The organism is Cohnella cholangitidis, assembly GCF_014107495.1.
In the GTDB taxonomy this organism is placed as follows: domain Bacteria; phylum Bacillota; class Bacilli; order Paenibacillales; family Paenibacillaceae; genus Cohnella; species Cohnella cholangitidis.
Genome location: NZ_CP041969.1, coordinates 2,082,417 through 2,095,852 on the forward strand (window position 1 = coordinate 2,082,417; position 13,436 = coordinate 2,095,852).

Below are 13,436 nucleotides of genomic sequence, written 5' to 3' on the forward strand. Positions count from 1 at the left end.
CTCCTCCATCGCCCTAGTTGCCGCTTACTCGCGACAAGTCCCTCATGTTCGCTTCGAACGCGGCCATGGCAACCTCTTCGCCGCTTAAGCCGGATACCGCCAACCGATCCATCGCGTCCAACATCCGCTTGTAATCCTTCGGAATGACTTTGACGAACTTCGCCAGGCTATCTTCCCAATGCTCCAACACCGATTGCGCCCATCCGCTCTTCGTATGGAACACGTGGCGTTCGACCATGGTTTTCATTTGCTGCGCTTCTTCCGGCGATTCCACGCGTTCGAGATGGACCATCTCCAAGTTGCAACGGTTAATGAAATCCCCTTCCTCGTCTAGCACGTAAGCGATCCCGCCGGACATTCCCGCCGCGAAATTGCGCCCCGTCTTCCCGAGAACGACGACGCGTCCGCCGGTCATATACTCGCAGCCATGGTCGCCCACGCCTTCGACGACGGCGCTCGCTCCGCTGTTCCTAACGCAGAAACGTTCTCCCGCTATGCCGCGAATATAGGCTTCTCCCGAGGTGGCGCCGTAGAATCCGACGTTCCCGATGATGATATTTTCTTCCGTCTTGAAGATCGCTTTCTCCGAGGGAGTGACGATGATTTTACCGCCCGACAGCCCTTTGCCGACGTAATCGTTCGAATCCCCTTCCAGCTTAAGGGTCACCCCTTTCGGCACGAACGCGCCGAAGCTCTGGCCGGCGGAGCCGATAAAATGGAACCGTATCGTATCCTCCGGGAGTCCCTTCGCTCCGTAACGGCGGGTAATCTCGCTTCCGAGAATCGTTCCGACGACCCGGTTCGTGTTGCGGATCGGCACGATGGCCGCCACAGGCTCGCCGGAAATCAAGGCAGGCTCGGCGATCTTGAGCAATACTTGCCGATCCAGCGATTGGTCAAGGCCGTGGTCTTGCGAAGTGTTGCAATAACGCCCTACCTCCGAACCGATCTCCGGCTGGTGGAGCAACGGAGAGAGATCCACGCCCTTCGCCTTCCAATGCGCGATCGCTTTACGCCCGTTCAGCTTGTCGGTCCTGCCGACCATTTCGTTCACCGTACGGAAACCCATCAATGCCATTAGCTCCCGCAACTCTTGGGCGACGAAACGCATAAAATGAACGACATGCTGCGGATCGCCTTTATACTTCTTGCGCAGCTCCGGGTTCTGCGTCGCGACTCCGACCGGACAAGTGTCCAAGTGGCAGACGCGCATCATCACGCACCCTAGCACGATCAGCGGCGAGGTGGCGAAGCCGAACTCCTCCGCTCCGAGCAACGCCGCGATGGCTAGATCGCGCCCGGTCATCAGTTTTCCGTCGGTTTCCACCACGATCCGGTCGCGAAGCTTGTTCAGGACGAGCGTCTGATGCGTCTCCGCCAAGCCTAACTCCCAAGGTAAACCCGCATGGCGAATGCTCGTCTGAGGGGAAGCGCCGGTTCCGCCGTCATAGCCGCTGATCAGCACGACGTCGGCACGGCCTTTGGCGACGCCCGCGGCTATCGTTCCGACGCCAACCTCCGACACGAGCTTCACGTTGATTCTCGCCCGCGGGTTCGCGTTCTTCAAATCATGGATAAGCTCCGCCAAATCCTCGATCGAGTAAATGTCATGATGCGGGGGCGGGGAGATGAGCCCGACTCCCGGAGTCGAACCGCGCACCTCGGCGATCCAAGGATATACTTTGCGCCCGGGGAGCTGGCCGCCTTCTCCCGGTTTCGCTCCCTGCGCCATCTTGATCTGAATTTCATCCGCGTTAACGAGATAGTGGCTCGTCACGCCGAACCGGCCCGAAGCGACCTGCTTGATCGCGCTGCGCCGGGAATCGCCTTTAGAATCCGGCGTAAACCGGTTCGGGTCTTCCCCGCCTTCCCCGGTATTGCTCTTCGCTCCGATGCGGTTCATCGCGATCGCCATGCTCTCGTGCGCTTCCTTGCTGATCGAGCCGTACGACATCGCCCCCGACTTGAACCGCTTAACGATCTCGTCTACCGGCTCCACATCTTCGATCGGAATGCCGCCCGTCTCGTCCAGCTTCAGTTCCAGCAATCCGCGGAGCGTAAACAGCTTCTCCTGTTGCCCGTTGACCGCCTCGGCAAATTTCTTGAACAGCGAATAATCGTTCGTGCGGCAAGCTTGCTGCAGCGCGTGAATCGTTTGCGCCTGGTAAATATGCTCTTCTCCGTCGTGTCGCCATTGGTACTCTCCGCCCGCCGGAAGCACGAGCTCGCCCCGCTCTTGCCGCGCGTACGCCAGCCGATGGGGAATGAGCGCTTCTTCCGCGATAACTTCCAATCCGACGCCGGCTATTCTTGAAGGCGTCCATGTGAAATACTTGTCGACAAGCGATTGCTCAAGCCCGAGCGCTTCGAAGATTTGCGCCCCCCGGTAACTCTGGATCGTCGAGATCCCCATTTTGGACAACACTTTGACGACGCCTTTCGTTGCCGCCTTCAAATAGTTCTGGACCGCCTTCTCGTGAGAAATGCCGACGAGCAGCCCTTGACGGATCATATCGTCCAGCGACTCTAACGCAAGATAAGGGTTAATCGCGCTTGCCCCGTATCCGAGCAGCAATGCGAAGTGATGAATTTCCCGCGGATCGCCGGACTCGACCAGAAGGCTCACTTTCGTTCGCGTGCCGAGCCGAATCAAATGATGGTGCAAGCAAGACACGGCGAGCAGAGCCGGAATGGCCGCATTCTCGCGATCTATGCCCCGGTCGGATAAGATCAAGATGTTATGCCCGCGCGAGATGACCCTATCCGCCGCTTCGCACAGCTCCGTAAGCGCGGCTTCCAACCCTTGCGCCCCTCCCGCGACCGGAAAAAATATCGGCAGCGTAATCGCCTTGAAGCCCGGTCTGCGAATATGGCGCAGCTTCGCGAACTCTTCATTCGAGAGAATCGGCGACTTCACCTTAATCTGTCGGCAGCTTTCGGGTTCAGGCTTCAGCAGGTTGCGTTCCGGACCGATGGTCGTTCCCGTGGCGGTTATGATTTCCTCGCGAATGGCGTCGATCGGCGGGTTGGTCACCTGCGCGAATAATTGTTTGAAGTAACTGTACAACCGCTGCGGCCGCTTCGATAGAATCGCTAACGGAGCGTCGTATCCCATCGACCCGATCGGTTCGACTCCGCTTTGGGCCATCGGCTCGAATACTTTGCGCAGCTCCTCGAACGTATACCCGAAAGCCCTCTGCCGTTGAAATACGGTCGAATGGTCGGGCTGAGGAACTTCGGGCGCGTCCGGCAGCTCCTCCAAACCGATCAGATGCTCCTTCAGCCAATCCTCGTAAGGATGTTCCTTCGCTATGGACGTCTTGACTTCCTCATCCGAGATAATCCGGCCTTCCTTCGTATCCACGAGCAGAATTCGGCCTGGACGCAGCCTTTCTTTGCAAAGAACGTTTTCCGGCGGGACGTCCAACACGCCCACTTCCGAGGACAGTATGATCCGGTCGTCCGTCGTCACGTAATACCTAGCGGGACGCAGCCCGTTCCGATCCAAAAACGCGCCGATCCGGGTCCCGTCGGTGAAAGCCATCGCCGCAGGTCCGTCCCAGGGTTCCATCAGCGTGCTATGATATTCATAAAACGCTTTCATCCGATCCGTCATGCTTTCGTGATTCGCCCAAGGCTCGGGAACCATCATCATGGCCGCGTGCGGAAGCGACCTTCCGGATAAATAAAGAAATTCCAGCGAGTTATCGAACATGGCGGTATCGCTGCCATCATTGTCGATGACGGGCTTCACCTTGTCCATATCCTTACCGTACAGCTCGGTCTCGGCTATCGCTTGTCGGGCATGCATCCAGTTCACGTTGCCCCGCAGCGTGTTGATCTCGCCGTTATGAATCACGTACCGGTAAGGATGAGCCCGCTCCCAGCTAGGAAACGTATTCGTGCTGAACCGGGAGTGAACGAGCGCGAGCGCCGTTTCGACGATCGGATCCTGAAGCTCCATGTAATAAGAATCAACCTGCTCCGGAATGAGCATTCCTTTGTAAACGATCGTTTTGCTAGACAGACTGGAAAAGTAGAAAGACTCCCCGCCCTCCAAGCCGGAATAGCGAATCTCCTGTTCGGCGCGTTTGCGGATCACGTAAAGCTTGCGTTCGAAGCCCAGCTCATCGACGAAGCTCCCCTGTTGTCCGATGAACGCTTGGCGAACAAAGGGCTGCACGGATTTGGCGGTCTCGCCGAGCTTCGAATCGTTCGTCGGAACCGTTCTCCATCCGATTAGGGCCTGGCCCTCCTCGCGTACGATGCTCTCAAGCCTTTTCTCGAAAGAAGCGCGCAGCGCCGCATCCTGCGGCAAGAACAGCATCCCGACCCCGTACTCTCCGTCCGGGGGAAGCGTTATGCCTTCTTCTTTTAGTTCCCGCCGGAAAAAAGCGTCCGGGATCTGCAGCAAGATTCCCGCTCCGTCCCCCGTGTTCGTCTCGCATCCTTGCCCGCCGCGGTGATCCAGGTTCCCCAGTACCGTCAGCGCCTGGCGGACGATATCATGCGACTTGCGACCTTTGATATTCGCTACGAATCCCATCCCGCAAGCGTCGTGCTCGAATTGCGGATCGTACATTCCTTGCTTGACCGGCAGCCCTTTACGCTTCATAGTTCGCAACCTTTCTATACCATAATTTTTATGTATATATTCGAGTTGTCTGACTATGTATGGATTATTCAATTTTTCTCCTAGCGGCTGAGTTTGAAACGGCGGGTTAGTTGACCTATTGGCGGTTCGGTTAGTAGTGTGTGGGAGGTTTACATTGCAGAGGGCGGATAGATCGATTGGTGGTTGGGCGTAAATATAAAATACAGTTATTTTCGAATAGACCGTGTCCTATTAGCCAATTCACTGTATTTCCCGTAACTAATTAGAATTAGTCGGTTTTGCCGACTAACTTGCTTCCGAGAAGAATCACCGAGGTGGAATTAGTCGGTTTTGCCCGACTAACTTGCTTCCGAGAAGAATCACCGAGGTGGAATTAGTCGGTTTTGCCGACTAACTTGCTTCCGAGAAGAATCACCGAGGCGGAATTAGTCGGTTTTGCCGACTAAACTCGCTCCAAGACGCGCCTTAGAGACGCAAGTAGTAACGATTTCGCCCGTTATTCCGGTCAATTCCCCTCCTAATAAATCCTAATTCGATAGCTCTTCGATTCGTTTAACCTTATTTTCGTTTTATCGGCCTGCATCCGACCGAATGCAAAGAAGCACCCCGACAAAGCAACACTATTGTGTTTAGCTCTGCGAGACGCTTCCTCGATGCTGTTAAATTCATTATGTTCAAGAATATTATTCCTGTCAAACGTTGATTCTATCGCCAGCCCCTGGAATCTCTATCTGTTCCGCGAACATAATCGGGTTTAACCGATCGGCTCCATTAAGTTTGTTTCTTCCTATACTGCCCGGGAGATATGCCGTAGGCTTCGCGGAACACCCTATGAAAATAAGTATAGCTGCTCAGCCCCGTCTCCATGGCGATCTGCTCAAGGGACATCAAGCTGTGATCAAGCAGTTCCAGCGCATGCGTGAGTCTGAGCTGCTGGGCGTATTGCATGGCGGACACTCCGAAATGTTCCTTGAACAGGTGGACGGCCCGGGATACGCTGAGACCCGCATGCCCCGCAATATCTTGAAGCCTCAGAGCTTTAGCTGCGTTCTCCTCGATGTAATTCCTCATCTTCAAAGCATGGAACGCCGATACCGACTGGGCGGGAGGCGCTTCTTCGAGAGCGCGGTCGAGCAGCAGGAGCAAAGCACGAACAAGAAGCGCGATCAGCTCCGAATGCCCGCCGTCCAGACGCCGTTTCTCGGAGATCAATTGCTGCCAAATTCCTTTGATCCTCTCATCCTCCACGATTTTTTTGCGAGTCGGCCTTATTTTATCCTCCCACCACTCATCCATTCCCTTGCCCGTGCACATGACGAAATAATCCCCGTTGGGCTTCATCGGCTCCCCCGGTCTTCCGATTTTTAGCTCGTAAATATCTCCAGGCTTAAACAGCAGTAGATCCCCAGGCAAAATATCCGTATATTGACCGTTAATCAGCGCCTCGCTAATCCCTTCCAGCTGCAATCGGATAATATAGGTATCAAGACCATTGCTGTAATTATGCCAGAAGGGGTCCTTATGTCTGGAATGTCCGCACAATTGTACGTTTATCTCACACGAAGACAAATCGCTCACCTCTGTTCAGTCGCTCACGATGACCAGATCGTATAGGTTTTCAGTCATTTTGATTCTACATCTATTGCGGTCTTTCCTCCTATAATAAATCATATAAATGATTATGGAGGCTAACTATCATGAACCAACGAAAAATCAGATTGATTCAGACCGAACAGAAATCGCAGGACAGATTGACGGAAAAGCCCTCGCTATCGTTCCATGCCGACGAGAACGGCGCGGAAAATCAGTTGATTAACGTCTACGACGATCTCGCCTACCAAGAAATCATCGGTTTCGGGGGCGCGATTACGGAAGCCTCCGCGGTGACCGCCGCCAAGCTTGGAAAAGCCAACCGGGACGAGATCATTAAAGCTTATTTCGACGCGGAGGAAGGTATCGGATATACGCTATGCCGTACGCACATCAATAGCTGCGACTTCTCTCTTGGCAACTACTCGTACGTCGAGAAAGAAGACCCCACTCTTGAGAGCTTCGATATTAGCCGGGATAAGCTAACGCTCATTCCTTATATCCAACAAGCGGCATCGACAGCCGGAGACGACTTCCTCTTATACGCCTCGCCATGGAGCCCGCCGGCTTGGATGAAGACGAACGGGGAAATGAACAACGGCGGCAAGCTTAAACCGGAATATCGCGAAGCTTGGGCGCGTTATTACGTCAAATTCATCGAAGCCTACGAAGCGGAAGGCTTGCCGATCTGGGGGTTAACGGTTCAGAACGAAGCCAAGGCCGTGCAACGTTGGGATTCTTGCATCTACACCGCTGAAGAAGAGCGCGATTTCGTCCGCGATCACTTGGGACCGGCGCTTGAAGCCGCGGACCTTGCCCGCGTCCGTCTCATGGTCTGGGATCATAACAAGGAACGGGTATACGACCGCGCGAAAGTCGCGTTCGAGGATGCCGAAGCGTCGAAATACGTCTGGGGCATCGGCTTCCATTGGTATTCCGGAGATCACTTCGAGGCGCTATCCGCCGTTCACGACCGCTTCCCGAACAAAGGCTTGGTTTTCACGGAAGGCTGCCACGAAGGCGGCGTACAGATCGGGTCGTGGAAGAGCGGCGAACGCTACGCGCACGATATCATCGGCAACTTGAACAACTGGATGTCCGCATGGACGGATTGGAACATCGTTCTGGACGAGCAAGGCGGACCGAACCATGTCGGCAACTATTGCGACGCGCCGATTATCGCCGATACGAAATCGGATTCCCTGACTTTCCAAAGCTCTTATTATTACATCGGACATTTCAGCAAGTATATCCGTCCGGGAGCCGTGCGGGTAGCCAGCACTAAATATACCGATAAGCTTGAGACGATCGCGTTCAAGAACGTAGACGGATCGATCGCCGTCGTCGTGCTGAACCGTACGGACGAGGACGTTCCTTATATCCTTCGGAACCGAGACGAGCTCGCCGAATCGGTTAGTCCGGCGCACTCGATTCAAACTCTGTTATTCTAATGCCAATAGAAGGAGAACACATACAGCAAATGGCACAGTATAAGTGGACGACTACAGAAATTCGCGCCAAAGCCGAGAAGCTGCTTGCCCGAATGACGCTCGAGGAAAAAGCAGGGCAAATGACGCAATACGATTGGGGCTCTAACCCGATTAATCCCGATACCGGATTGTCGCAACGCGACCACATTTCGAAACAGATCGCAGAGGGCAAGGTCGGATCGGTGTTTAACTTGTCCGGCGCCGCGGAAGCGAATTCCTTGCAGCAGCTAATCCTGGATAAAACAGCGAACGGAATTCCGTTGCTGATCGGGCGCGACGTCATTCACGGATACCGTACGATATTCCCGATTCCTCTTGCCCAAGCCTCCGCTTGGAATCCGGAACTTGCGGGCAGAACCGCCGCAGCCTCGTCTAGAGAAGCGCAAGCGGACGGCGTCGCTTGGGTGTTCGCCCCGATGATCGACGTAGCCCGCGATCCTCGTTGGGGTAGAATCGCCGAGAGCATCGGCGAAGATCCTTATCTGGCTTCCGCCTATGCGAAAGCATGGGTGGAAGGCGCGCAGACGGACGATGGCCCGGGCCTGGCGACGGCCAGCTGTCCGAAGCATTTCGCGGCATACGGATTGGCGGAAGCCGGAAGAGATTACAACACGGTGGACCTATCGGACCGCGTGCTTCGGGAAGTCATATTGCCGCCTTTCCGTGAAGCGGTCGAATCCGGGGCGCTCAGCATCATGGCCTCCTTTAACGAAATTAACGGCATCCCCGCCTGCGCCAACCGATACTTGTTGACGACGATCCTGCGCGAGGAATGGGGCTTCGAGGGCATCGTCGTCAGCGATTACAACGCCGTCCGGGAGCTCATTACGCATGGCGTTGCCGCCGATGAAGAAGAAGCCTGCTTGCTTAGCATCAACGCCGGGCTGGACATGGATATGTCCTCCGGCATCTACGTTCGTTATTTGCCGAAGCTTGTCCGCGAGGGCAAAGTAGACGAACGGCTAGTAGACGAAGCGGTCCTTCGCATCTTGGCCGTCAAGCTGAAGCTTGGCTTGTTCGAGAAACCGTTCGTTACGGTAAGCGAATATGCGACCGATCGCTCCTTGCCGGCGGATCATCTTACCTTGGCGCGGCAATCCGCTCGCGAATCGATCGTATTGCTTCGCAATGAACGGGAGACGCTTCCTCTGAGCAAGATGGCCTCGTCGATTGCCGTCATCGGTCCTCTCGCCGACAGCGTGCAAGATCCGCTTGGCTGTTGGTCATTCGACGGAAGGCCGGACGACGTCGTTTCGTTGCTCGAAGGCATACGACTGTCGGTAGAATCTCATAGGAAGATACATTATGCGCGAGGATGCGACGTAGAATCCGACTCCGACGCCGGATTAGCCGAAGCACTGGAAATCGCGAGCCAAGCGGACGTCGTCGTCCTGGCGCTCGGCGAAACGTACTTGATGAGCGGCGAAGCCGCTGTCGTACGAGTCTGGATCTGCCCGGCGGCCAAAGAAGGCTAGCGGAGGCCGTTGCCGCTCTGGGCAAACCGGTCGTTACGGTATTGATTACCGGTCGGCCCCTTGCTATCCCATGGCTTCAGGATTATTCCGACTCCATCGTTCAAGCTTGGCATCTCGGCGTGCAAAGCGGCCATGCCATCGCCGACGTCCTCTTCGGCGATTACAATCCGAGCGGACGTCTCACCGCCACGTTCCCGTTGAACGTCGGTCAGGTTCCGATCTATTATTACCGCAAGAATACGGGGCGTCCGCCCGGAGGCGCCTATACGTCTTATTACATTGATTCCTCTACCGAGCCTTTGTATCCGTTCGGTTACGGTCTCGGCTATACTTCTTTCCGTTACGGGGCGATCCAATACGCCAAGCAACGTATCGGCAAGGGAGAATCATTCGAACTCTCTATCGAGGTTACTAATACCGGAACGATCGAGGGCGAAGAAGTCGTCCAATGCTATATCCGGGACGAGGCCGCTAGCGTCACGCAACCTCTTAAGAAATTGGTCGGCTTCCGCAAGCTTAAGCTCGCGCCGGGCGAGACGGCTACCGTTCCGTTCACCGTCACGCAATCGGCGCTCGCGATTATCGACGCCGGCATGAACCTCACCGTCGAACCCGGACACTTCACGCTCTGGATCGGCGCGAACTCCTCCGCGGGCGAATCCGTTCGACTGACGGTCGAAGCTTGATCCGGCCAAAAACATTAAACGTACGATAGACATCCTCAGCGAGAATCAACCGCTTTTATTCATTTTTTCCCATATAAATACAAATGAGAGATTATAGTAAATATTTTATGGCTTATGAAAAATAATATCCTGCGGGAGAATAACCGAACCATGAAATAGGGTATAGTTGGGGAAAAAGGAGGATTCAATCATGCAAATCATTTACCACGGTCACTCATGCGTTCAGCTCGTCACGAATGGCAAGTCGCTGGTCATCGATCCGTTCTTGAGAGGCAATCCGATAGCGGTGACGAAACCCGAAGACATCCAAGCGGAATACATCCTGCTTACCCACGCGCATACCGATCATATCCTCGACGCGGAGCCGATCGCGCGAGCGAACGATGCCACGGTCGTTGCCACCTTCGAGCTCGCGATGTATATGTCCTCCCGCAAAAACCTCAAGACGATCGACATGAACCTGGGCGGAACGGTCGATCTGGGATTCGCCCAAGCGAAGATGATCCAAGCGTTCCATAGCTCCGGCATCTTTCTGGAAGAAGGCCAGATTATATACGGCGGCATGCCCGGCGGATTTATCATTCAAGCCGAAGGCTTGACGCTGCTGCATGCCGGAGATACCGCGCTGTTCTCGGATATGAAAATGATCGGCGACCGCCATTCGATCGATATCGCTTTCTTGCCGATCGGCGACCATTACACGATGGGACCGGACGACGCTCTGCAAGCAGCGGAATGGTTCGGCGCGAAAATGGTCATTCCGATCCATTACAACTCGTTCTCGTTAATTCGCCAGGACGCCCACGATTTCGTGCAGCGATTGGAAGCCCAAGGCCAACAAGGGCGCGTTCTCGCTCCGGGCGAGAAGTTCGATTTTACGAAGGGGAAGTAAATAACTTCGCTGCGCTAAAGAGGCTTAGTTCCGATAAGCGAATTCGCCTGTCGGACTAAACCTTCTTCCTGCTTTAGAACTGAACCATTTCGCCATACCTAAGAGAGAGCCGCTTATCCGCTCTTGAAATAACCGGATTTCTACAGTTAATCCGATAAAATCATCAGACTACTCTGCCTCGTATGCAATAATAAATGTAAACAAGACTACATCCCTTCACGAAAAAACCGCCAACGCCCGAGAATTCGGGCATTGATGGTCGATTCCATTATTTTTTCGCTCCATTGTCGTCCTCTTTGCGGTTCAGGATGGCGCGGGCGACGTAGAACATCAAACCCAAGAACAACCCGGTACCGACCACGATGTAGATCATCGTGAATATTTTGCCCAGCGTCGTTTGCGGTTCGAAGTCAGGATGCCCTACAGTGCTCAGCGTCGTAATACAAAAGTATAGCGCATCGACGACGCCCAGCCCCTCCTCGCCCGTATAAAACAACGTGCCGGACACCAGCATGAGGAGGATAAGAATAAACAAGACTTGAAAGTTCTTGTCTTTGAAAGATCTTCTTATGCCTTTCAACAAGCGTATGAGAGTAATGAGAAACGAAACCATGCTAGAGAGATATCCTTTCCTAAGGCATCCTATCTACCTTAGTTCAAAGTTCCCTCGCTTATACGGATTTATACGCGGCGGAACCCAGCCCCTACTTAGAACAACATATCAGATAGCCGCATCATACGTTCCGTATCGATATCACGCTCTAATCCGCGAAGCTGAGCGTGAACGTTGCCAGTATCGGCAGCAGCACAAGGACCGTAACGCCGATCAACATCGGGCTAACGAACAGCACCCCCGCCAGCGTCTCGCTGTTCCTCAAGCTCAGCCGTTTGCCGAGGGCAGGTTTTGCGTCGATTGCGGGCGTCGCAGCCGAGTTCTTCATAGGGTACACCTCTAATCGGTTCGTAATCGTAAACTTGTTTACATTATAAAAGAAAAATACCGCCAGCCTTTGACGGTATTTTGATCTCCTACGCTATTAATTTTACTTTCTGCTTAGGGCAATATTGCCGTTGCCCCCCTACAAGATGGGAGATACCAACCTGGACACCGATTCCTTGAAACGAATCCATCTGGAGCGTTGTTTGTATTGCTCCATCGTGAGCAAGGTGGACACTTCGATATCTTTCTTGAACGCTGCGGTCAATTGCCGCGAAATCCCGGTGTCGTAAAGGAAAGCTCCCACTTCAAAATTCAGCTTAAAGCTTCTCACATCCATATTCGCGGTACCAACGAAGGCAATCTCCTCGTCTACGACAATCGTTTTGGCATGAACAAAGCCTTTGTTGTAGAGGTACATGGAAACTTCGGCCTTGAGCAATTCCCCAATAAAGGAGAGCGTCGCCCAATAGACGAACGGATGATCCGGCTTGTTCGGAATCAAAATGTTCACTTCTACGCCCGATAACGCTGCGATTCTTAAAGAATCCAGTAAACTGGCATCCGGGATAAAATAAGGGGTTTGAATATAAATGGATTTCTTTGCGGAAGCGACCATTTTCACATAACCGTTTTTAATATGCTCGAATTTGGATTCAGGTCCGCTGGCAACGATCTGCATCCCTACGGTTCCTTCCGTGGCCGGACTCGGGAAAAACCGAGGCTCGTAACGAATGTCCCGACGCGATGCCTGATTCCAATCCAGGATAAAGCGGGTCTGCATCGAATGGACGGCGCTGCCTTGAACCCGGAGATGCGTATCTCGCCAATAGCCGAACTTCGGATCTAGCCCAAGGTATTCGTCGCCTACGTTAAATCCGCCGGTATATCCGATACTCCCGTCAATGATGACCAGCTTACGATGATTCCGGTAGTTTAGCCGGAAGTTAATGAGCCGAAACTTCGATGGGAAGAACGCCTCCGCTACTCCGCCCGCTTCGCGAAACGATTTGAAAAATCGTTTGTTCACTTTCCTCGAGCCTAATTCGTCGTATAATAATCGAATGCTAACCCCCTCTCGCGCTTTCTCCGTTAACGCGTGAATGAGCTTAGTTCCCAGTTTATCATTCTGAATGATGTAGTACTGAATATGAATATGGTCTCTCGCGGACTCGATATCCCGGAAGAGCCGAATAAATTTCTCTTCGCCGTCCGTCAATAATTCCACTTCGTTATCTTCGGTAAGAACGGCCCGGTTCGTGCTTAAATGCAACCGAATAAGATCCATGTTCAGCTTCGCTACCGGGTTGCGGAATCGGGCTTCGCCCGATTTCATCCAGGACAATTGATCCCGTGCCGCCTCTTTCATTCCGATCTGTTCGATGTCCTTCCATTCGAAGAGACGAATGCGCCGGTAATTTTGCGCGAAGAGCAAATACATGATAAATCCCAGAACGGGGATGAAATAGAGAACGAGCAGCCAAGCCCAGGTGGAGCCTATGTCCCTTCTCTCTCGAAAAACGATGGCGGATGCAAGAATCATATTCAATAAGAAGACTAAACCAAGGAAATAGGATGCCATGTTCAATTCGCTAACCTCCCGCGTTGTCAAAGATGATGCGACTATTATATCCCATTGGAAAAGGTTGAAATATATCATCGAAGATAATGAATCGGATTTTCGGATGACGGCTTGGGTTATCGATTTTGACATCGCAGCGTCCGACTATGACTAAATACCCATTTTTTAA

Annotated in this window: 8 protein-coding genes and 1 pseudogene; 4 read left to right on the top strand and 5 right to left on the bottom strand. The window is 53.5% G+C overall.

All coding sequences use genetic code 11. The features are described 5' to 3' along the window. Positions 1-13: 13 nt before the first annotated feature. Both gltB and FPL14_RS09940 read right to left on the bottom strand, forming a co-directional pair. Positions 14-4,615: a glutamate synthase large subunit gene (gene gltB, locus FPL14_RS09935; protein ID WP_182302828.1), complete on the bottom strand. Its 4,602-nt coding sequence runs from the start codon at positions 4,613-4,615 to the stop codon at positions 14-16. Between the two features lie 771 nt (positions 4,616-5,386). Beyond that, a complete protein-coding gene (locus tag FPL14_RS09940; RefSeq protein WP_182302829.1) occupies positions 5,387-6,184 on the bottom strand; it encodes a helix-turn-helix transcriptional regulator in 798 nt (265 codons plus the stop codon). Positions 6,185-6,312: 128 nt separating this feature from the next. On the opposite strand from FPL14_RS09940, the gene FPL14_RS09945 reads away from it, so the two are divergent. The 4 genes from FPL14_RS09945 (at position 6,313) to FPL14_RS09955 (ending at position 10,748) form a co-directional block, all read left to right on the top strand. Next, on the top strand, positions 6,313-7,656 hold the full coding sequence (locus tag FPL14_RS09945) for a glycoside hydrolase family 30 protein (protein WP_182302830.1): 1,344 nt from the start codon (positions 6,313-6,315) through the stop codon (positions 7,654-7,656). A 29-nt stretch (positions 7,657-7,685) separates the two neighbouring features. Next, positions 7,686-9,170, top strand: a complete 1,485-nt coding sequence (locus FPL14_RS09950) for a glycoside hydrolase family 3 N-terminal domain-containing protein (protein WP_220471231.1) — start codon at positions 7,686-7,688, stop codon at positions 9,168-9,170. A gap of 17 nt (positions 9,171-9,187) precedes the next feature. Continuing rightward, the gene (locus FPL14_RS30290; RefSeq protein WP_267875433.1) at positions 9,188-9,856 is read left to right on the top strand and encodes a glycoside hydrolase family 3 C-terminal domain-containing protein; all 669 of its coding nucleotides are present in this window, start codon (positions 9,188-9,190) and stop codon (positions 9,854-9,856) included. A 190-nt stretch (positions 9,857-10,046) separates the two neighbouring features. Next, entirely contained in the window at positions 10,047-10,748 is a 702-nt protein-coding gene (locus FPL14_RS09955) for a metal-dependent hydrolase (protein ID WP_182302831.1), read from the top strand. 268 nt (positions 10,749-11,016) lie between these two features. On the opposite strand, the gene FPL14_RS09960 is transcribed toward FPL14_RS09955, so the two are convergent. The 3 genes and pseudogenes from FPL14_RS09960 to cls all read right to left on the bottom strand — a co-directional run bounded on the left by FPL14_RS09960 (position 11,017) and on the right by cls (position 13,273). Continuing rightward, positions 11,017-11,361, bottom strand: coding sequence for a potassium channel family protein (locus tag FPL14_RS09960; protein ID WP_182302832.1), 345 nt, complete (start codon positions 11,359-11,361; stop codon positions 11,017-11,019). 151 nt (positions 11,362-11,512) lie between these two features. Next, a pseudogene (locus FPL14_RS09965) lies at positions 11,513-11,689 on the bottom strand (sugar ABC transporter permease); the annotation flags it as partial. 138 nt (positions 11,690-11,827) lie between these two features. Beyond that, on the bottom strand, positions 11,828-13,273 hold the full coding sequence (cls, locus tag FPL14_RS09970; protein WP_182302833.1) for a cardiolipin synthase: 1,446 nt from the start codon (positions 13,271-13,273) through the stop codon (positions 11,828-11,830). Positions 13,274-13,436 lie beyond the last annotated feature (163 nt).